General features: G+C 65.5%; 14 protein-coding genes. 4 read left to right on the forward strand and 10 right to left on the reverse strand.

Going from position 1 to position 21,225, the window contains the following annotated elements; translation table 11 throughout:
- Positions 1 to 127: 127 nt before the first annotated feature.
- Positions 128 to 337, reverse strand: coding sequence for a dodecin (locus tag AB4Y31_RS06935; protein ID WP_368673249.1), 210 nt, complete (start codon positions 335 to 337; stop codon positions 128 to 130).
- A gap of 176 nt (positions 338 to 513) precedes the next feature.
- Entirely contained in the window at positions 514 to 996 is a 483-nt protein-coding gene (locus AB4Y31_RS06940; RefSeq protein ID WP_018443508.1) for a hypothetical protein, read from the reverse strand.
- A 389-nt stretch (positions 997 to 1,385) separates the two neighbouring features.
- Here AB4Y31_RS06940 and AB4Y31_RS06945 point away from each other — a divergent pair, with 389 nt between their 5' ends.
- On the forward strand, positions 1,386 to 2,990 hold the full coding sequence (locus AB4Y31_RS06945) for an ATP-binding protein (protein WP_368673250.1): 1,605 nt from the start codon (positions 1,386 to 1,388) through the stop codon (positions 2,988 to 2,990).
- A gap of 72 nt (positions 2,991 to 3,062) precedes the next feature.
- Positions 3,063 to 5,057, forward strand: coding sequence for a response regulator (locus AB4Y31_RS06950; RefSeq protein ID WP_368673251.1), 1,995 nt, complete (start codon positions 3,063 to 3,065; stop codon positions 5,055 to 5,057).
- A gap of 78 nt (positions 5,058 to 5,135) precedes the next feature.
- On the opposite strand, the gene mscL is transcribed toward AB4Y31_RS06950, so the two are convergent.
- Complete coding sequence (gene mscL / locus AB4Y31_RS06955; protein WP_368673252.1) at positions 5,136 to 5,582, reverse strand: large conductance mechanosensitive channel protein MscL; 447 nt, start codon at positions 5,580 to 5,582, stop codon at positions 5,136 to 5,138.
- A 404-nt stretch (positions 5,583 to 5,986) separates the two neighbouring features.
- On the opposite strand from mscL, the gene AB4Y31_RS06960 reads away from it, so the two are divergent.
- Positions 5,987 to 7,621, forward strand: coding sequence for a methyl-accepting chemotaxis protein (locus tag AB4Y31_RS06960; RefSeq protein WP_368673253.1), 1,635 nt, complete (start codon positions 5,987 to 5,989; stop codon positions 7,619 to 7,621).
- 55 nt (positions 7,622 to 7,676) lie between these two features.
- Here the strand turns inward: AB4Y31_RS06960 and AB4Y31_RS06965 are convergent, their stop codons facing one another.
- The 4 genes from AB4Y31_RS06965 to AB4Y31_RS06980 all read right to left on the reverse strand — a co-directional run bounded on the left by AB4Y31_RS06965 (position 7,677) and on the right by AB4Y31_RS06980 (position 12,110).
- A complete protein-coding gene (locus AB4Y31_RS06965; RefSeq protein ID WP_368673254.1) occupies positions 7,677 to 9,161 on the reverse strand; it encodes a flavin-containing monooxygenase in 1,485 nt (494 codons plus the stop codon).
- An 11-nt stretch (positions 9,162 to 9,172) separates the two neighbouring features.
- Positions 9,173 to 10,363, reverse strand: coding sequence for a tetratricopeptide repeat protein (locus tag AB4Y31_RS06970; protein ID WP_368673255.1), 1,191 nt, complete (start codon positions 10,361 to 10,363; stop codon positions 9,173 to 9,175).
- Between the two features lie 181 nt (positions 10,364 to 10,544).
- Entirely contained in the window at positions 10,545 to 11,225 is a 681-nt protein-coding gene (locus AB4Y31_RS06975; RefSeq protein WP_018443501.1) for a PspA/IM30 family protein, read from the reverse strand.
- A 336-nt stretch (positions 11,226 to 11,561) separates the two neighbouring features.
- The gene (locus tag AB4Y31_RS06980; protein WP_368673256.1) at positions 11,562 to 12,110 is read right to left on the reverse strand and encodes a ribbon-helix-helix protein, CopG family; all 549 of its coding nucleotides are present in this window, start codon (positions 12,108 to 12,110) and stop codon (positions 11,562 to 11,564) included.
- A 563-nt stretch (positions 12,111 to 12,673) separates the two neighbouring features.
- Here AB4Y31_RS06980 and AB4Y31_RS06985 point away from each other — a divergent pair.
- Positions 12,674 to 15,160: a penicillin-binding protein 1A gene (locus AB4Y31_RS06985; RefSeq protein WP_368673257.1), complete on the forward strand. Its 2,487-nt coding sequence runs from the start codon at positions 12,674 to 12,676 to the stop codon at positions 15,158 to 15,160.
- Between the two features lie 55 nt (positions 15,161 to 15,215).
- Here AB4Y31_RS06985 and AB4Y31_RS06990 read toward each other — a convergent pair whose 3' ends face one another.
- From AB4Y31_RS06990 to mfd, 3 genes are all read right to left on the reverse strand, one after another.
- Positions 15,216 to 16,235 carry a threonine/serine dehydratase gene (locus tag AB4Y31_RS06990; protein ID WP_107152239.1) on the reverse strand — a complete coding sequence of 340 codons (1,020 nt, stop codon included), beginning with the start codon at positions 16,233 to 16,235 and terminating at the stop codon, positions 15,216 to 15,218.
- A gap of 35 nt (positions 16,236 to 16,270) precedes the next feature.
- Positions 16,271 to 17,524, reverse strand: a complete 1,254-nt coding sequence (gene argE, locus AB4Y31_RS06995; protein WP_368673258.1) for an acetylornithine deacetylase — start codon at positions 17,522 to 17,524, stop codon at positions 16,271 to 16,273.
- A gap of 221 nt (positions 17,525 to 17,745) precedes the next feature.
- Positions 17,746 to 21,225: a transcription-repair coupling factor gene (gene mfd / locus AB4Y31_RS07000; protein ID WP_368673259.1), complete on the reverse strand. Its 3,480-nt coding sequence runs from the start codon at positions 21,223 to 21,225 to the stop codon at positions 17,746 to 17,748.

The raw sequence follows: 21,225 nt of genomic DNA on the forward strand, positions 1-21,225 counted from the left end.
GGCGCTAGGGGACCGCCGCCAGCGGAATGGGTGGCGAACGCGGCGCCCGTCACTGAACATAGGGGCCGCCGCCCCTATGCCTTCCGCTTCGGCTTACTTTTTTACTGTCCCTGCTGCCCGGGGCGCTTCATTCATCGAGGCGCATGCCCACCTTCAGGGTGACCTGCCAATGGGCGACCGTGCCGTTCTCGATCCGTCCGCGCGTTTCCGTGACCTCGAACCAATCGAGGTTGCGAAGCGTCTTCGAGGCGCGTTCGAGTGCGGTGCGAATCGCGTCATCGGTCGACTTGGTCGACGAACCGGTCAGCTCGATTTGCTTGTAGACGTGATTGCTCATGTCGGCTCCGTTGTCCGGGGGAACAGTAAGAGTATAGGCAACGGTGCCGTGCCATGCCGGCCGAAGGCTCGCCGACAAGCGTCGGCGCAGGGACTCAGGGAAGAAAGCCACGGACAGCCCGCGGCCTCGTCGAAGAGGGTCGGTCGTAGGCCCGAGAGCGGTATGGCGCGAGAGGCTCAGCGCAGCGAGCGCGGCGTGGCGTCGCCCGCATTCTGACGGCGTGCGCCGCGTGCGGCCGCGCCGGCGCCGAACTCGGGAAGAATCCTTGCCCGCGCGCGGCTGGCGAAGACGAGGAACCCGAAACCGTTCGCCTCGTACCAGTAACCGCCGTTCTCGAGCCCGTCGAGCGGTTGCTCGAGCGCGTTGGCAATCGACTCCATGCAACGCCGCCGCAACTCGTCGACAGCCGGATACGGCGGTTGCGCGCCGCGTACGCTGCAAAGCAGGACGTCGAGGCCGGGCAGTACGTGCGCGTAGAGCACAGGTTCATCTTGCGCGCGCGCTCGCGCGATCTTCGTATCCAGCTGAGCAAACGGCTTGAATTGACGCAAGACGGCCAGAAACGACTCCTCGCTTTGCGCGCTAGCGCGCCTGCGCTTTTTCGGGAAGGACATAAACATTCGCCTGAAAAAGAATTGCAAGAAACACAGCGTCCTCATGCGACCACTCCCGGCTCTCGCGCGCCGCACGTCGATCTTTTATAGCATACGAACCGGTCATGTTCACGATAATGCTCGGGTTCACCCGTAACCGGTCCGCATGCAGTGGCGAGTGGCGCCGCGCTGCGCGGCCGGCTACCGCTCGCCATCTACGTCAATAATAGGCCTCTCGCCCGTTCGCGTGCTGATCGAACGCAGAAAAAATGACGATTTTGTGTGCGCCGTCGCCTCATGGCGCCGCGTTTCCGCTTCGTTGAAATATCCGGGAACTGCAACGATAATGGGGCAGCTTGACGCTCCGCATGCCGGAGCGGTGCAAGGGTCGTGCCGCGCGGCGCTTTGTGGGCTTCGGCGCGCGACCGAGAAAGCAAGAGGGCCGCCAAGGACACATGAAACTGTTCACCAAGGGGCTGCTGCTGATCGCCGTCCCGAGCGTCGTCGAATTGGCGCTGCTCGGCATGCTGTCGAAGACACAGGAGCAGACGACGCAGGCTGCCCAGTGGGCCGCCCACAGCAAGCAGGTGCTCTACCAGGCGTCCGTCATCGTCGATCCGCTTTTGCGCGCGGCTTCGCGTGCACGAGCGGGGCTCATTGCCGGCGACCCCTCATTCTTCGATCAGCGAACGGTGTGGGTCGAGCTCGACAACAAGCTCGACCAGCTCGAAAAATTCGTCGCCGACGATCCTCTCCAGGTTGCTCGCCTTTCCCGTATGCACGAGGCAGTGCACGCGTATCGTGCGCGGGTGGACGCGCAGTATGCAAGCCTTAAGAGCGGCCGGCGGGCGCAATTCGCTGCGTTCGACGATACGGCGCTGCCCACGCCGATCGTGGCGTTTCGCGACGAGCTCGACGCGTTCGTCGCGGCGGAGTCGCGCCTCGACGAAGAGCGCAACGCCGAGCTCGCGTCGACGCGGGCCGGGCAGCGCCGCGCGCTCATCGCGGCGATCGCCGGGTCGATGCTGATCTGGGCCATTGCCGCGCTCGGCTTCGCGGGCAATATCGGCCGGCGGCTCGCCTCCTTGACCGCCAATGCGGAGCGTCTCGGCCGCGGGCAGTCGCTGGGCGCGCCCCTCGCGGGGGACGATGAGATCGCGGCGCTCGACAAAGTGTTGCACCGGACGAGCGCGCGCCTCGCGGAAGCGGAGCACGAGCAGGCGACGCTGCAGACTTCGCTCGAAGCGCGGGCGCGGGAGCTGACACAGGCGAACGAAAACCTGCGCCAGCAAAAGCAGGATAACGACATGTTCATCTACAGCGTGTCGCACGATTTGCGCTCGCCGCTCGTGAACTTGCAAGGGTTTTCGCGCGAGCTTCAGGTATCGTGCGAGGAATTGCGCGCGCTGCTCGACGGCGCGCGTCTGCCGGAGCCCGAACGCGAGCGTATCATGCGTGTGCTCGACGGCAACTTGAGCGAGGCCTTGCATTTCTTGCGGACGGCCGTCGCGCGATCGGCATCGATCATCGACGCGTTGTTGCGCATTTCCCGCGCCGGCCGTCTCGAATATCAGTGGCAGCGGGTCAGCGTCGCGCGGACCGTCGCGCGCGTGATCGAAGCGCTGCATGCGCCGATCGCCGAGCGCGGCATCTCGGTGTCGGTCGGAGAGCTGCCGCCCGCATGGGGCGACCCCACGGCGATCGAGCAGATTTTCGGCAATTTGATCGGCAATGCGATCAACTATCTCGATCCGGCTCGCCCCGGCCGCATCGAGGTCGGGGCGGTCGAGCGGACCGCGGACGGCAGCAACGCGCGCGGACCGCGCATGCGCGCCTATTATGTCAAAGACAACGGACTCGGCATCCCGGACGCCTACATGCCGAAAATGTTCAGCGCGTTCCAGCGTCTGCATGGCGACCGTTCGAAAGGCGACGGCATCGGCCTCGCGCTCGTGCGCCGCGTCACCGAGCGGCATGGCGGCCGTGCCTGGGTCGAGTCCGTGGAAGGTGTCGGCTCGACGTTTTTCGTGACGCTGCCCGAACAACCGATTCGCATGTAATAAGCTGTGGAATACGCAACAAGAACGAATGCACCGATTGCACCGAATGCACCAGCCCATTCAAGAACGAGTATGACCGAAGTGGCAGCCCGCCCGGAACCCGCCCGCGTGCTCCTCGTCGACGACGACGAGGGCATTTTGAGGCTCGCACGCAAATCGCTGGAACGCGCGGGCTGCGTCGTGTTCGCGAGCGCGACGCTTGCCGCGGCACGCGAAAGCATCGGGCGCGATCGGCCCGACCTGCTCGTGCTCGACTATCAGCTCGACGGCGTGGAGACCGGGCTCGACTTTTTCCGCCGGTTGCGGCGCGAAGGCGTCGCGCTGCCGGCCATCCTCGTGACGGGTTTCACGGACGAATCGCGCGTGATCGAGGCCTTGCGCGCCGGCGTGTCCGATGTCGTGCCCAAATCGGGTGGCTATCTCGACTACCTGCCGGAGGCCGTCGAGCGCGTGCTCGCGCAGATCCGGCTGCAGCGCGCGTCGGCCGAGGCGATCCTGCTGCGCGACCGTGAAGCCCATTACCGCAGCTTGTCCGAAGCGTTGCCTCATCTCGTGTTCACGAGCAACACGCAGGGCGAGTGCGACTTCTTCTCCCGGCAGTGGTATGCCTACACCGGCCTCGACGAAGCGGCTTCGCGCGGCTTGGCCTGGCTCGCGGCCATCCATCCCGACGATCGCGAGACGCTGCGCCGCAAGTGGCTCGATGCCGTGCACGGCGCGGCAGCCGACTATCGCCACGAGCTGCGGATTCGTTCGGGCGACGGCATTTATCGGTGGTTCGACGTGCATATCGCACCCGTGCGCAACGCGAGCGGAGGCGTCGGCAAATGGTTCGCGAGCTGCACGGACATTCAGTCGCAGCGCGAGGCGCTCGAGGAGCGCGAGCGGCTGCTCGCCGCCGAGCAGAGCGCGCGCCAGACGGCCGAAGAAGCGAATCGCGCGAAAGACCGGTTCCTCGCCATGCTGTCGCACGAGCTGCGAACGCCGCTCACCCCGGTGCTGGCGGGTACGCGCGTGCTCGAGACGATGCCGGAGTTGCCCGAGGCGGCGCAGGCGAACGTCAGGATGATCCGCCGCAACATCGAGCTCGAGGCCCGGCTGATCGATGATTTGCTCGATCTCACGCGTGTCGCGAACGGCAAGCTGCGGCTGTCGCTCGAGACGGTGGACGTGCACGAAGTCATCGACAGCGTGCTCGAGCTCTTCGGCGGCGAAATTCAGCTCAAGCAGCAAGACGTGCACATCGAGAAGATGGCCGAGAGCCACTATGTCATGGCGGATCGCGCCCGGCTGCAGCAGATGCTCTGGAACCTCGTGCGCAACGCATCGAAGTTCACGCCTGAAGGCGGCCACATCTATGTGCGCACGCGCGACGCGCGCATGCACATCGAAATCTCGGTCGAAGATACGGGCATCGGTATCGCGCCGGATCAGATCGACAAGCTCTTCAACGCGTTCGAGCAGGGTAGCCAGCGCATGACGCAGCAGTTCGGCGGTCTCGGACTCGGCCTCGCGATCACGAAGGCGTTGACCGATGCCCACGGCGGCACCGTCAGCGCGCAGAGCCCGGGCCCGCATTGCGGCGCGACGTTTACGATCGCGTTACCGACCGTCGCCGCGTCGGCGTCCGAGCCCGTCGTCGCGCCGCCGGCCGCCGTCGGCGCGGACGAGCGGCTCGCCATTCTGCTCGTGGAGGACCATGCCGACACGGCCGAAGTCATGGCGCAATTGATGCGCGGCCTTGGCCACGAAGTGACGGTGGCGTCGAGCGTCGCGGCCGCGCTCGACGCCGCGCGGAGCGCGCCTTTCGACCTGGTCGTCAGCGATATCGGGCTACCTGACGGCACGGGGATCGACTTCATCGGGGAATTTCGCCTGCGCTCGCAAGCGCCGGCCGTGGCATTGACGGGTTTCGGCACGGACGAGGACGTCCGGCGGTGCCTTTCCGCCGGCTTCACCTCGCATTTGACGAAGCCCGTCAACTTTGGCCAGCTCGAGGAGTTGATCCAGCGCGCGGCCGCCGCCAAGGCACGTGGCGGCGACGGCCCGCGCTCCGCGCTGGCTTGAGTTGTTGCGCGGGGTTTGTTGGAGCTGCGCGCCATAGGCCGATGCGCAACGCGCCTGGCGAATTACGGCCGCCGATGTTCAGCGCGGCGCGCGCTTGAGCTCGTCGCGAATTTCGCGCAGCAACAGGACGTCTTCGGGAGTCGGCGCCGGTGCGGCAGCCTCGGCGGGCGTCGGCCTGCGCAGGGCATTGATGAATTTCACCATCGCGAACACGATGAGCGCGAGAATCAGGAAGTTGATCAGAACGGTGATGAACGAGCCGTAGCCGAACACGGCCACGCCCGCCTGCAGAAGGTCTTTGTAAGACTCGGGGTTGCCCTTGAACGAAGGGGGGATGTCACCCAGCCGGATGAACTTGTTCGAGAAGTCGAGGCCCCCCGAGGCTACGCCGACGACCGGCATGATCAGATCCTTGACGATCGAATTGACGATCGTCGAAAAGGCGCCGCCGATGATCACGCCGATCGCGAGATCCATCACGTTGCCCTTGAGGGCGAATTCCTTGAATTCTTTTACGATGCTCATCTCTGTTCCCTCCTTATGAACGGCGCGCGTGGCGGCAAAGCTGCCGCGTCCGCGGCCATGATAGCGAACGGGCAGAGTGTTCGTACAGGGCGGGCGTTTCTTTTTGGTGTCGTTGCGTCGCGCGACAAACGGTAAGGCGCAGGAGGGAGACGGACTCGATCCCTGTGTTTACGGCGGCGCGGCGCATATCTTGATAGTCGCGGCCGTAGTGAGTTACCTGCATTGCGCGCCTGAGATGCCACGTTAAGATGAGGTCGCGCCTTCGCACGCACGACGCGCCCGCAAGACCGCTCGCAGCAGACCGGGTAGTAAAAAACGCTCCGTCAGAGAGCCATCCGTGCGCGCTTTACACCACTACTGAGGAACCGTGCGCGTCCATTTTCGGCGCGCACGCGCTTGATACCATGCTGAATCGCTTGACGATACGCGGGGGGCTCACGCTCACGATCGCGGGCTATACGCTCGCGCTGGTTGCGACGATGGCCGTTGCGATGCTCGGGCTCAACCAGAGCAATAACGCGCTGAAACAGATGTTCGCCACCGACACGGCCGCACTCACGCATCTGAAAACGAGCTCGGAGCGCATGCTGCAAGTGCGGCTCGCGCTCAGCAGCTACGAAACGCTGTTTGCGATGGGCGAGGCGTCCGACGACATGTTGCCGAAAGCGCATGACGTAATCAAAGAAAGCGACGCCGAATGGGCCGAATATCTGAAGAAACCGCGCGACGCCGAGGAGGCGCAGCTCGCGGACGCGGTCGGCACGGCCCGCAGCGCGCTCATTGCGCAAGCCGTCGAGCCCGAGTTCAAGGCGCTGCAAGACAACGACTTCAACGCGTTTCGCAATCTGCAAGGGCGCACGGCGAATGCGCTCTACACGCGCTATGACGCCGCGATCGGCGCGCTGGAAGCGTTGCAGGTCCGACATCAGCAGGCTCGCTACGATCGCGCGCAGGCGGCTTTTCATACGCTGGCGGTCGGCGCCGCCGTCATCGCGATTGCCGCGCTCATCGTCGGCGCGCTTGCGCGGACCGCGCTCGTCGCGGCCGTCGTGCGGCCGATCGACGGTGTAATCCGGCATTTCGAGCGCATTGCTTCGGGCGATCTGACCGGCTCGATCGACGCGAGGCGTCGCAACGAGATGGGGCGCTTGCTGGAGGGCTTGCAGCGGATGCAGGCGGCGCTTGCCGCCACGGTATCGCGCGTGCGTACCGGCTCGGAGGCGATCATGCACGGTGCGCGGGAGATCGCCTCGGGCAACGCCGATCTTTCGCAACGAACGGAGCAGCAGGCCGCCTCGCTCGCCGAAACGGCCGCGAGCATGGAGGAGCTGACGTCGACCGTCAAGCAGAACGCCGAGCATGCGCGCGAGGCGAGCGGGCTTGCCGACGATGCATCGCGTACTGCGACGAAAGGCGGTGAGGTCGTTGGCGACGTCGTGCGGACGATGGAAGATATCGCCTCGAGCTCGCATCAGATCGGCGATATCAGCGGCGTCATCGAAGGCATCGCATTCCAGACGAACATCCTTGCGCTCAATGCGGCCGTCGAGGCGGCGCGCGCGGGAGAGCAGGGGCGCGGCTTCGCCGTCGTCGCGGGCGAGGTCCGCAGCCTCGCACAACGCAGCGCGAGCGCGGCCAAGGAAATCAAGGCCCTCATCGCCGAATCGGCCGGCAAAGTCGAGGCCGGCACGACGCTCGTCGCCCGCGCCGGCTCGACGATGGACGAAGTCGTGGCCGCGGTGCGCCGGGTGACGGACATCATCGGCAAGATTAGCGCGGCTTCTGGCGAGCAGTCGAACGGCATCGAGCAAATCGGTCGCGCGGTCATGCAGATGGACACCGTGACTCAGCAGAACGCGGCGCTCGTCGAGCAAGCCGCGGCCGCCGCGGCGTCGCTCGAGGAGCAGGCGGCGCGGCTCGACGCGGCCGTGGCCGAGTTTCGGGTCGGGGCGTCCGCACTGGCGCGGGCGCCGTCGCAGCCAGTCGAGGTGGCCGCGACGGCGAGTCGCTTGCAACCGGAACCGGCGTTTTCGGCATAGAGTCGATACTGGGCAGCCGTAGCCGACCCTTCGTCACCATCGTCGCGACGGGCGGCTACAGAAAACGATAATCGCCAGCGCGCACACGTCGCGTGAGCCGCCGGAACGAAAATGTGAATCCGGGCCACAGTGCCGTGTTTTTCCCGCTCTCGGACAGATACCAGCTCCGGCACCCTGTCTGCCAGACGGAGCGACGCAGCGCAAGCTGCAGTCGCTCGTTGAACGCGCACTGCGCTTCATGGCGAACTTCCATCGTACGCACACGGCGTCGCTGCAGCGTGCGCAGGCAATCGGCGACATAGCCGATATGCGACTCGATCATGTAGACCATCGAGTTGTGTCCGAGCCCGGTGTTCGGTCCCGTGATCATGAAAAAATTCGGGAAACCGGCGATGCTCGCGCCGAGATAGGCTTGCGGGCCTTCGCACCGCCAGAGTGTGTCGAGGTCGGCGCCATCGACGCCGGTCACCGAGAACGGCGCGCCCGCGTCATTGACCTTGAATCCCGTGCCGCAGATGATCGCGTCGACCGCGTGATGCTTGCCATCCTCGGTGACGATTCCGTCGGCGACGATCTCCCGGATCGGCGTCGTGACGAGATCGACGTTGGGCTGCGCAAGCGCGGGGTAGTAATCGCTCGACAACAGTACGCGTTTGCAGCCGAGCTGGTAACGGGGTGTGAGCTTCGCGCGCAGCACCGGATCCTTGACCCGCCGAGCAAGGTAGCCGAGGCTGAACGCCATCGGCCGCTTCATCAGCTTCGGGTTCACGACGAAGCCGAGCGCGCGCACTTCGTGCTGCCAGTAAAGGCCATACCGCACGAGACGTTGCGTAAATGGAAAGGTTCGAAAAAGTTTCTTCGCGCGCTCGCTGATCGCGCGATCGCGTCGCGGCATGATCCACGGCGGCGTGCGCTGAAAGACCGAAAGGCGCGCGGCGCGCGGCTGAACGCGCGGCACGAATTGGACAGCGCTCGCGCCCGTGCCGACAACAGCGATGCGCTTACCCTCGAGCGCATACTCGTGATCCCAGCAAGCGGAATGAAAGAGCTTGCCGGCGAAGCGCTCGATACCCGGGATTCGCGGCAGTGCGGGCCGAGAAAGGGGACCGTTCGCTGCGATGACGACGTCGGCTTCGACGGTCTCCCGGGTCCCGTTCGCCAGGAGCTCCAGCCGCCAGATCCGGGCGTCGTCGTCGAATGTCGCCGCCGCCACGCGCGCGTTGAAGCGGATGAACGGCATGAGGCCGTACTTGTTCGCGCAACGCTTCAGATACGCAAGTATCTCTTGCTGAGAGGCGAAGGTGCGCGACCAGAGCGGGTTCGGCTCGAACGAAAACGAATAGAGGTGCGAAGGGATGTCGCAGGCGGCGCCAGGGTAGGTGTTTTCGCGCCACGTGCCGCCGACGTCGGCCCCCGCTTCGTAGATCGTGAACGTGCCAAGGCCCGTCCGCATCAGGCGGATGGCCATGCCGATGCCGGCAAAACCGCAACCGATGATCGCAATGCGAGGCGGCGCGGTTCGGGCAGCTTCGCGCGGCATGCCGGCCAAGCTCAGGTGTCGCTCCAGCCGCCGCCCGAATCGTCGCTGCCGTAGTCGACGCCGCCGCCTCCACCACTACTATCGTCGCTCCAGTCGTTGGAGCCCTGGCCGAAATCGACGCCGCCGCCGTTATCGCCCCGCTCGGCTCGCCGGCGGGCTTCCTCGTCGTCGATGTAGACGTCTCGCTCGACCACGCGGTCGCGCCCATGCGAAAGCGCTTCGCCAAGCAGCACGCCCGTCAGGAGCCCGCCCATGCCGCCGCCGAAGCCGCCGCCGCCTTGCTGCACGACGACGGTCGGCTGCTGCTGCGGCTGCTGATAGGGTGGCTGCGGCGCTTGCTGCTGGAAGCGCTCGGCCTCCTGTGCGTAGGGCGAGGCATTCGGCGCGCCGTACGCGCCCGGCGCCGAGGTGGCCACGTTCGGATCGGGCCGTCCTTCGGTGCGGGCCTTGAGGCTTGCCAGCTGCCGCTCGAGTTCCTCCAGCCGGTAGGCGGGTACCGGATTCTTGCCGCCCGAGAGGGTTTCGACGAGCTCGCGCAGCTGCGTCTCGACCCCTTCGACTTCGCTGGCAAGGGTCTCATGCCCGGGTGCCGTCGAAAGCCGCGCATCGAGTTTGAGCGAGCGCGTTGCGTTGAGCAGCTCGGTGGCGCGCTTCAACTGCTCGCGGCGCTCGTCGTCGGTTCGGCCGTCTTCGGACGAACGTGCGCGGCGCAGTGTCCAGCGCAGCACGAGCGCAATGGCCGCGATCAAGATTGCGATGCCGATCCAAGCTGCCATCGAGGGCCCCCTATGTGCGCTTGCCGGCGGAGCGGCCGGCGTTTGCTGCGCCGCCGCCGTCGCCGTCGTGGCCGTCGTGCCCGTGGTCGAGCCGACGCGATTGGCGGCGGCCCGCACGCGCGCCTCGACCTGCGCGAAGCGCGAAGGATCGGTGAAACGGATTTGCGGGTCGAGCGTCTTGGCCTGCTCGATCTGCGCGAGGCCGTCGGCGAAGCGGCCCTCGCGCGCGAGCACCTGGCCGTACAGATAGTGGGCGTGCGCATTGTTCGGATGCGCCTGCAACACCTGGGTCAGCTCGGCATCGGCCTGCTGCCAGTTGCCTTGCGCCATCGCGCGCTCGACTTGCTGTGCGCTCGGCACCGCGAAGGCGAGTCCCGAAATCAGCAGCAGCAGCGATGCGCTTGCGGCTGCGAGAAGTCTCTTCATTGGCTGAACCGGGCGCGGCGCGCCCGTCTCCGTGGCAATCCTGATGTCGATACCGCAAGCATCGTGCAACGAGGCCGCATATGAGGCATCGTGCAACGAGGCCGCATATGACGACTTTCGGACATCGCTTGCACCTCCAGTCGGCCGATACCGCGATGCCCTGCGCGCGATCGCTCGCTTCCTATTGCGCCGGCGTGTTCAATTGCTTCTTCAGTGCTTCGAGCCGCTCGTCGACGGACGGGCCGTGATCGAGCGCGGCCAGCTTGTCGTCGAGCGCTTTGCCGCTCGAGACGTCCGCCGAATTCAACCGCGCGTCCGAGCGCGCATTCGAGAGCGCGACCTTGTCTTCGAGCTTGCGGAAGTCCTCCGACAGATTCTTGCCGCCGATGCCGCCGAGCGCCGTCGCCGCCGTGTCCTTGGCTTGGGCGATTTGCTGCTTCGCTTGCAGGATGTTCGAGCGCGCATTGAGATCGTTGCGGCGCTGGCGCATGTCCGCAATCTGGCTCTTGAGCTGTTCGACGGAAGGCTCGAGCGTCGTCAGCTCGTGCGCCAGGGCGTCGCGCTCGGCTTCGGCATTGGCCTGAGCCGCGAGCGCTTCGCGCGCCAAGTCTTCGTTGCCTGCCTGGAGTGCGCGCTTGGCGCCATCCTCGTACTTGCGGGCCTTTTCGGCGGCCGCATCGCGCTTGCTTTGCTGCGTCGCGACCTGGGCCTCGATTTCGATGAGCGAGTTTTCCGCCTTGGCGATGCTGTCGTCGAGCTCACGCACGATCTGGCGCGCATCGCGCGAAGGATCCTGCACGGACTCGGCCGCATCGTTCAGCAACCCTTTGACAGTGCGCGAAATGGTGTCGAATAGCGACATGAAAGCCTCCTGTTGACTCGGCGCCGGACGAATGACGTGCGGGCGGGCGTTTCCTCGATACTGTACGCCGCCTCGCCGGGCGGGGGTATCCCCGCTTCTGGCGGATGTCGGGCCGCATTCTGCATTTGCAATAGCGTTCTCGCGAAAAAACGCGAGCGCCGCGCGACCCTTCTTTCCCGCCGGCGGATATTACAACAGTGCCGTGTTAAAACGGCCTTAAAAATAGTGGCGGGTTAGGTCGGGCGAAGATGGCCGTCCTGTCGCGTTGCTCGGCCCGGCGGGCGAGAAGCGGACGGAGGAGGTCTGAAGAACGCTGTATCTGTACGCGGCGAGTATTCAGGTGCCCGACCAGGCCTGTCTCGCCATGGGTAGGGCAGCGGCATCGATTTCGGCCGCATGGTCGGCGTCCCGGCTGCCGGCCATCCAGCGCGCCGCCATGCGCGCCACGGTTTGGGCGTCCAGACTGCGATCCTCGGAGGGCGCATCGGCGTCTTCACCGCGCAGCTCCAGCGCCTGCGCGACGGCGGCTGCGACCGAGACCGGCTGTTCCCGTTCCTCGGCTTCGACGGCAGGCGGCGACACCAGCTCGGCCGCCGGCGCCGGGGCGGCGGGTGCGGCGGGTGCGGCGGGTGCGGCGGACCGCGCCGCCGCTGTCACTTGCGCAAGTTGTCGCAGCGTTTCGTTGAGCGCATCGACCGATTGCCCGGTGCGCCAATTGCCCACGATGCGCGCGGCCCGCACCTGCTCGGCCGTGCCGTCGTAGGCGAGCAGGGCGCGCCGCAACAGTTCGCTGACGCTGACGCCGAGCTCGCGCGCTCGGGCGGTGATGGCGTGCTTCTGGGCTGGCGTGACGAAGACGACGAGTCGTTCGCTGCTGTTTTTCATGGGTCGGCTCGCGGGCATGAATGAAAGAGTAGGCCAGTGGACGAGCGTGCCGTTTTTGTAGCAGGGCACCCTCTTATCATAGGACGCTCCCCCCGGACAAAAAAAGGGTGGCTACGAGCTTACGTTGCTTGCCTCCCATAACGGGCCCCTCAGTGCGCGTGGCCCCGAACCGGCGGCGGCCGGCCGACAAAGAAGGTCCGCTTGCGGATCACTCTCTCGTCGGGCGATGCGCACACAAATGTGCGGTCTCGCACATTTCCCGCTGCATCAACGACTTGCCTCGCTTTCCTGCCGCTTTTCCACAGGCCTTTGCACATTTTCTGTTGATAACCGGCCGAGATGCCGTGCGGGAGCGAACATCGACGAACGTCGGGAATTTTTACAAAAAATTCCGTTGCCGAGCGGGCGTTTTCTTTACAATGCGCAGTTGCCTCGCCCAATGGGCCCTGAGACGGGCGCGGCGCCTTCGCACGTTTTACACTTAGAATCACGACTCGATTCCCCGAGCGCCGCCCGTCGGGCGTGCTCAAACCGGTGCGGCGAGCCGCGCCGATCATGCCGTCATGCCGATCATCAAAAGACCCCCATCTTCCGATTCCGAGGCCGATGGCCGCAATACTCCGGGAGGCAGTTCCGCTCGTTCGGAGCGTCGCCGCTCGCTCGGCGCGCGCATCGCGCTGACAATCGCCGGACTCTTCGCGACGCTCGCCGTCGTCGGGGCGCTCATCGTCGGCTATGCGCTGATCGTGATGGCGCCGCAACTGCCGTCGCTCGACGCGTTGACCGACTATCGCCCGAAGGTGCCGCTGCGCGTCTATACGGCCGACCATGTGCTGATCGGCGAGTTCGGCGAGGAGCGGCGTAAGCTCGTGCGCTTCGCCGACATCCCCGACGTGATGAAAAAAGCGGTCCTCGCGATCGAGGACTATCGCTTCTATGAGCACGGTGGCGTCGATTTCATCGGCATCCTACGCGCCGGCACGGCCGATCTGATGCACGGCGGCGCCTCGCAGGGCGCGAGCACGATCACGATGCAGGTGGCCCGCAACTTCTTCCTCTCGAGCGAGAAGACGTACACGCGCAAGATCTACGAGATGATGCTCGCCTATAAGATCGAGCGCGCGTTGACGAAGGATCAGATCCTCGAGCTCTACATGAACCAGATCTATCTGGGTGAGCGCGCGTACGGCTTCGCGGCGGCGGCGCGCGTCTACTTCGGCAAGGACCTGAAGGACATTACGCTTGCCCAGGCGGCAATGCTCGCGGGGCTGCCGAAGGCGCCATCGGCCTACAACCCGATCGTCAATCCGAAGCGCGCGAAGATCCGCCAGGAATACATCCTCAAGCGGATGCTCGATCTGCGCTACATCACGCAGGACCAGTACGACCAGGCCGTGAAGGAAGACATTCACACGAAGGTCTCGGGCAACGAGTACAGCGTGCATGCCGAATATGTCGCCGAGATGGTCCGGCAGATGATGTATGCGCAGTACAAGGACGAGACCTATACGAAGGGGCTTTCGGTCGTCACGACGATCGACTCGGCCGATCAGGACGCCGCCTATCACGCTGTGCGCAAGGGCGTCATGGACTACGAGCGGCGGCACGGCTATCGCGGGCCCGAAGGATTCGTGGAGCTGCCGGCCGACAAGGACGAGCGAGACGAGGCGATCGACGATGCGCTCGCGGACCATCCCGATGACGGCGAGATTGTCGCGGGCGTCGTGACGGCGGCGAGTCCGAAGCAGGTGACGGTCCAGTTCGTCGACGGCACGACGGCGAACGTGACCGGCGACGGCCTGCGTTTCGTGGCGGCTGCGCTGGGCCCGCGCGCGACGCAAACGCAACGGATTCGGCCCGGTTCGATCGTGCGCGTGATGCCCGATGCGAAGGGCAATATGCAGATCACGCAACTGCCGCAAGTCGAGGGTGCGCTCGTTTCCCTCTCGCCGCAAGACGGCGCGATCCGCGCGCTCGTGGGCGGCTTCGACTTCAACAAGAACAAGTTCAATCACGTGACGCAGGCTTGGCGCCAGCCGGGCTCGAGCTTCAAGCCGTTCATTTATTCGGCGTCCCTCGAAAAGGGGCTGGCGCCGGCGACGATCATCAACGACGCGCCGCTCTACTTCCCGCCGACGACGCCGGGCGGCGATGCCTGGGAACCGAAGGACGACGATCAGCCTGACGGTCCGATGTCGATGCGCGTCGCGCTCGAAAAATCGAAGAACCTCGTCTCGATCCGGATCCTCTCTTATATCGGGACCAAGTATGCGCAGGACTATGTGACGCAGCGCTTCGGCTTCGATGCCGACAAGACGCCGCCCTATCTGCCGATGGCGCTCGGCGCGGGGCTCGTGACTCCCCTGCAGTCGGCTTCTGGCTACGCCGTCTTCGCGAACGGCGGCTATCGCGTCAACCCGTACCTGATCGCCGAAGTCGACGACGCACGCGGCCAGCCCATTTCGAAGGCGCAGCCGATCGTCGCAGGGCGCGACGCGCCGCGCGTCATCAGCGAGGCGAACGCGTACATCATGAACAGCCTGCTGCATTCGGTCGCGACAGCGGGGACGGGCGCGGGTACCAACGTGCTGCACCGTTCGGATCTGTCGGGCAAAACCGGCACGACCAACGATGCGAAGGACGGTTGGTTCGCCGGCTATCAGCCGACGCTCGTCGCTGTGGCATGGATGGGCTACGATCAGCCGAAGAGTCTCGGCAGCCGCGAGTTCGGTGCGCAGCTCGCGCTGCCGATCTGGGTGGACTACATGTCGCGTGCGCTGCGTGGCGTGCCGCAGGAGCAGATGCCAATGCCCGATGGCGTGACCACCGTCAACGGTGAGCTCTACTACGCCGACATGACGCCCGGCACAGGCTTCGTGGCCAGCATCGGCGTCGATTCGGGCACCGCGCTCGCGGGCGAGAGCGGCGCGAGCGACGCGCTCGGCACCATCGGGCCGGCAGGCTTGACGACACCGACCGTTCCGCCGCCGCAGGTGACGACTCAGGAGAAGAAGCAGATCCTCAATATGTTCGAGGACAATCGGCCGTAACGCGGGGAGGGCAGGCCGCTTTGCGGCCTCGGCTGCGCGTTCGCGGGGGCGTCGATCAGCCGCGCGCCGCGGCAAGCTCGAGCTGCGTCGCGAGCGTTGCGGGATCGGTATTCGTACCGCAGAGCAGGATGCCGACGCGCTTGCCTTGCAATGTCTCGCGCAACGGCCCGAGCAACGCCGCTGTCGCCGCCGCGCAGGCGGGTTCCACCGCGAGCTTCAGTTGCTGGAACAGCTTGAGCATCGCCGCGCGCAACTGGTCGTCGGTGACCGTCACGAGCCGGTCGATATGCCGCCGGCAGAGTTCGTAGCTGTATTGCTCGGTGTAAGGGGCCATCAGCGAGTCGGCGATCGTATGCATCGGGCCCATCTTGATCGTGTGATTCGCGGCAAAGCTTCGCGACATCGCGTCCGCCCCTTCGGGCTCCACACCGTAGACGTGCGCGCGCGGATTCGCCAGGCGCAGCGCCGTCGATACGCCGGCCGCGAGCCCGCCGCCGCCGATCGGTACGATCACCGCGTCCAGATCGGGCGTCTGCGTTGCCCATTCGTAGCCGAGCGTCGCCGTTCCGAGCACGGTCCGATAACCGTTGAACGGATGCACGAAGAATCGTCCTTCCTCAGCCTCGATCCGGCGCACGAGATCGAATGCCTCGGCCGGCGTGTCCGCGATGACGATCTCGGCACGGTACTGCTTGCATAGCGCGACGCGCGCGGGACTCGCCGTGCGGAACATGACGACCTTCGCGCTCGTGCCCAGCCGCATCGCCGCATAGGCAACCGCCGCGGCGTGATTGCCGCCCGAAACGCAGGTCACGCCGACGCTGCGCTGAGAGGCATCGAGCGCGAGCAGATTCGTGAACGCCCCACGCACCTTGAAGCTGCCGCTCGCCTGCAGCAGCTCGAACTTGAAATTGATGCTCGTGCCTTCGAGCGACGGGAAATCGTGCCGTTCGAACACGGGCGTGCGCAGCACCCATGGCGCAAGCGCGAAATGCTGCGTTGCGATGGCGTCGAGTGTCGGAATCGGCTCGGTATCGATCGTATGGTCTGTGTGTTGCGGCGTGGCGGTGGACATGTGGGAAGCGATCGTTGAATGGCGAGAAAAACGCGTCAGACGCGCGCGTCGACCGACATGCTATGGATGAACTTGCGCAAGAACTGTTCGCAGGCCGTCAGTTGCGAGAGCTCCACATACTCGTTCGCGCGATGGGCCTGCTGAATGTCGCCGGGGCCGCAGACGACACTCGGCACGCCGGCCTGCGCGAAGAGCCCCGCCTCGGTGCCGTAGGCCACCTTGCGCGTTGCGCGGTCGCCGGTCAGCGCGCGCACGAGCTCGGTGATGGCGTTCTGCTCCATCGCATCGAGCCCGGGCGCCGAGGCGATAGCCGTGAATTCGATGGCCGCGTTCGGGTGCTCGCGCCGCATCTGCGGCAGCAACGTCTCATGCGCGTAGCGCTCGATTCGAGCGAAGATCGTGGCGGGATCGAGCGTGGGCAGGTTGCGGAACTCGAATGCGAAGCGGCATTCGGCCGGCACGGTGTTGATCGCATTGCCCCCTTCGATCGTGCTCGTTTGCGCCGTCGTGAACGGCACATCGAAGCATTGGTCGAACGGTCCCTCGCGGCGCATCTGGTCCGCCACATCGCGAACATGGCAAATGAGGCGCGCCGCATACTCGATCGCATTGAGACCCTGCGGCGTCAGCGACGAATGCGCCGCTTGGCCCCGCACGCAGCAGCGGTAGGCGTGAATCCCCTTGTGCGCGACGATCGGACGCATGCTCGTGGGCTCGCCGACGATACACCCCTCCGGCCTCACGCCGCGCTTTTGCAGATCCGCGATCATGAGCGGCGCTCCCGCGCAGCCCACTTCCTCGTCGAACGAAAATGCGAGATGAATCGGTTTCGCCAGCCTGGCGGCTTGCATCTCGGGCACGAGCGCCATGACCGCGCCGATGAATCCCTTCATGTCGCACGTTCCGCGCCCGTATAGCCGGCCGTCGCGAACCTCGGGCTTGAACGGGTCGCTATCCCATTGCTGACCGTCGACGGGCACGACGTCGGTATGGCCCGACAGAACCACGCCGCCGTTCGTCGCGCCGTCGTGCGCGGGAATCGTCGCGAAGAGATTGGCCCACTGCGCGCCGTGGCCGTGTTCGTCGCTAGTGAGCGTCGCCGCGATGCCGCGCTCGGCCAGCGCATCGCGCACAGTCTCGATCAGCCCGATGTTCGGGAGGCGGCTCGTCGTATCCATCGACACGAGCCGTTGGACCCACTGCAGGCTGACGGGAGATGAAGGAGCGGGAGAAGCCGGGGGCGGGGACGAGGAGGGTGACCGATGCGCCGACTCGACTTCGTGCGACATGACAAGACTCCGATTCATGGTCATCCGATCATACCGAAAAAACCCCTATGCCCCCAAACACTGCGCATCGTCGCTAGCCGACATCCGATGTTGCGATGCCGCATCCCAGCGCGCTGCGCGCGTCGTTATCACTCGAATGCTATAACGCGAGGGGGAAGCCTCATTCCCCCTCCGCCGATGCCGTAAAACGAACGATGCCCGCCGTGCGCCAGCGGGTCGGTTCATCGCGCCGCGGCGGCCGTTTGCCGGGATGGCGTGGCGAGTGCGCGCAGCGTCTCCTTGACCGTCGAGACGCGGACCGCGAGATCGGGACTGCGCGTCTCGATGCGCAAGCGATCTTGTCCCGCAAGCTTGATGTGTTTGTTCTTTTGGACCATCTCGATGATGCGCATTGCATCGACGGGCGGATTCGGCACGAACTGGAGGCTGATCGCTGTATCGCCGGCGTCGATCTTGGAAATGCCGAGCGGTTTGGCGGCGAGTCGCAATCGATGCGTCTCGACGAGCGCGTGCGCCTGTCGCGGCAGCTTGCCGAAGCGGTCGATCAGCTCTTCCTGGATGTTGTCGATCGCATCGTTCTCTTCGCAGTTGGCGAGGCGCTTGTATATCGAGAGCCGCTCCTGAACGTCGCCGCAATAGTCGGCGGGCAGAATGGCCGGCGTGTGCAGGTTGATTTCGGTCGTGGCCGCGAGCGGCGCCGTGAGATCGGGCTCCTCGCCGTTCTTGAGCGCTTTCACGGCGTCGTTCAGCATTTCCGAATAGAGCTGGAAACCGATCTCGTGTATCTCGCCCGATTGCTTGTCGCCGAGCACTTCGCCCGTGCCGCGAATTTCCAAGTCGTGCATCGCGAGATAAAAGCCGGAGCCGAGCTCTTCCATCTGCTGGATCGCTTCGAGCCGGCGCTGCGCCTGCTTCGTGAGCCCCTGTGGATCATGCACGAGCAGGTACGCGTAGGCTTGGTGATGAGAACGCCCGACGCGTCCGCGCAGTTGATGCAGCTGCGCGAGCCCGAACTTGTCGGAGCGATGAATGATGATCGTGTTCGAGCTCGGCACGTCGATGCCGGTCTCGATGATCGTCGTGCACAGCAGGACGTTCGCGCGCTGCGCGACGAAGTCGCGCATGACGCGCTCGAGCTCACGCTCGTGCATTTGCCCGTGTGCGACGGCAATCCGTGCCTCGGGCACGAGCGCTTCGAGCATCGCGCGCCGGTTCTCGATCGTTTCCACCTCGTTGTGGAGGAAGTAGACCTGTCCGCCGCGCTTGAGCTCGCGCAGCATCGCTTCGCGTATCACGCTGTCTTCTTCACGCCGCACGAACGTCTTGATCGCCAGCCGTTTTTGCGGCGCCGTCGCGATGACCGAGAAATCGCGCAAGCCTTCGAGCGCCATGCCGAGCGTGCGCGGAATCGGGGTGGCGGTCAGCGTCAGCACGTCGACTTCGGCCCTGAGCGCCTTCAGCGCTTCCTTCTGACGCACGCCGAAGCGATGCTCCTCGTCGATGATGACAAGCCCGAGCCGCTTGAACCGGACATCGGACGAGAGCAGCTTGTGCGTGCCGATGACGATATCGATGGATCCCTCGTTGATCTGCGTGATGGCGGTGCTCACCTCTTTCGTCGACTTGAAGCGCGACAGCTCGGCGATGCGCACCGGCCATTCGGCGAAGCGGTCCGTGAACGTCTGCGTATGCTGCTCGGCGAGCAGCGTCGTCGGTGCGAGCAGGGCCACTTGCTTGCCGGCCGCCACGGCGATGAACGCGGCTCGCAGCGCGACTTCGGTTTTACCGAACCCGACATCGCCGCAAACGAGCCGATCCATCGGCTTGCCGGCCGTCATGTCGCCGATGACGGCGGCAATCGCGGCCGCTTGGTCGGGCGTTTCCTCGAAGCCGAAGCTCTCCGCGAATTTCACGTAGTCGCGCGGATCGAACTTGAAGGCGTGACCCTCGCGCGCCGCGCGTCGCGCATAGAGATTCAGCAACTCGGCCGCCGTATCGCGGATCTGCTGCGCCGCGCGCCGCTTGGCCTTTTCCCATTGGCCCGATCCGAGCGAGTGCAGCGGCGCGCTTTCGGGATCGGCGCCGCTGTAGCGCGAGATCACGTGCAACTGCGCAACCGGCACATAGAGCTTGCTGTCGCCCGCGTACTCGAGATGCAGGAACTCGGTTTCGCCTTCGCCGACATCCATCGTCACGAGGCCCATATAGCGGCCGATACCATGCTGCGCATGGACGACCGGGTCGCCGACCTTCAGCTCGGACAGATCGCGCACCATCGAATCGACGCTGCTCGCCTGCTCCTGGCGCCGCCGGCCGGCACGGCGCGCCAGCCCGCCGTAAAGCTCGGTTTCGGTGACGATCGCCCAACCTTCGCCCGGCAGCGCGAAGCCGTTCGCGAGCGGCGCGACGCCGAGCGCGAACGGCGCGTCGCTCTCGAGCCAGCTCTCGAAGGTATCGGCGGGGTGAGGGCGCAAGCCGTTCTCGGAGAGCAGCTCCGCGATCGTTTCACGCCGGCCCGCCGACTCGGCCGCGATCAGCACGCGCCGTCCGCTCGCCGACAGATAGTCGCGCAGCGCGGTGACCGGATCCTCGGCGCGGCGATCGATCGAGAGCGGCGGCAGCGGCGTCGACCAGGCGCCGCCGCCGTCGGCTGGCAGCACGAGCCGCGCGAACGGCTTGGCGAGCGTATAGAAGTCGTCGTCACTGAGAAACAGTCGCTGCGGCTCGAGGATCGGGCGCTCGCGATCGTGCGAGAGAAACGCGTAGCGCTGCTTGGTGTCGGCCGTGAATCGCCGGATCGCGCTGTCGAGATCGCCGACGAACGCGAGTTGCGCGCCCTCGGGCAGATAGTGGAAGAGCGTTGCCGTTTCGTCGAAGAAGAGCGGCAGGTAGTACTCGATGCCGGCCGACGGTACGCCGTTGCCGATGTCCTTGTAGATCGGGGAACGGCTCGGGTCCCCTTCGAATACTTCGCGCCAGCGGCTGCGAAAGGCCGTGCGCGCCGCCTCGTCGAACGGAAACTCGCGTCCCGGCAAGAGGCGCACGTCGCGAACCGGATAGAGGCTGCGTTGGCTGTCGGGATCGAACGCGCGGATCGAATCGACCTGATCGTCGAAAAGATCGATCCGGTACGGCAGCGGCGAGCCCATCGGGAAAAGATCGATCAGCGAGCCGCGCACGCAGTACTCGCCCGGCCGCACGACCTGGCTCACGTGTTCGTAGCCTGCCAGCGTCAGTTGCGCCTTCAGCTTCGCCTCGTCGAGCCGCTCGCCTTGCGTGAACGAAAACGTATAGGCCGCGAGAAACGAGGCGGGCGGCATCCGGTAGAGCGCCGTCGTGGCGGGTACGAGCAACACGTCGCAGCGGGCTTCGCCGAGGTCGTGCAGCGTCGCGAGCCGCTCCGAAACGAGATCCTGATGAGGCGAAAAAGTGTCGTACGGCAGTGTTTCCCAGTCGGGCAGCAGCCGCACGCGGGCGCTCGGCGCGAACCAGGCAATCTCCTGCGAGAGCCGCTGGGCGTCGACGGCGCTTGCGCAGACGACGGCGATGAGCGGCGCCGATTTCCCGGCCATCTGCAGATAGCGGGCGATGACGAGCGCATCGGAGGAGCCATGCGTGCCGTCGAAGGCATAGCGCTGGCCGGGCTTGACGAGCGGAAACGGCAGGAGAGGCAAGGTGGACGATCCGGCGGTTTGAGGCAT

The organism is Trinickia sp. EG282A (genome assembly GCF_040965455.1).
Lineage (GTDB): Bacteria > Pseudomonadota > Gammaproteobacteria > Burkholderiales > Burkholderiaceae > Trinickia > Trinickia symbiotica.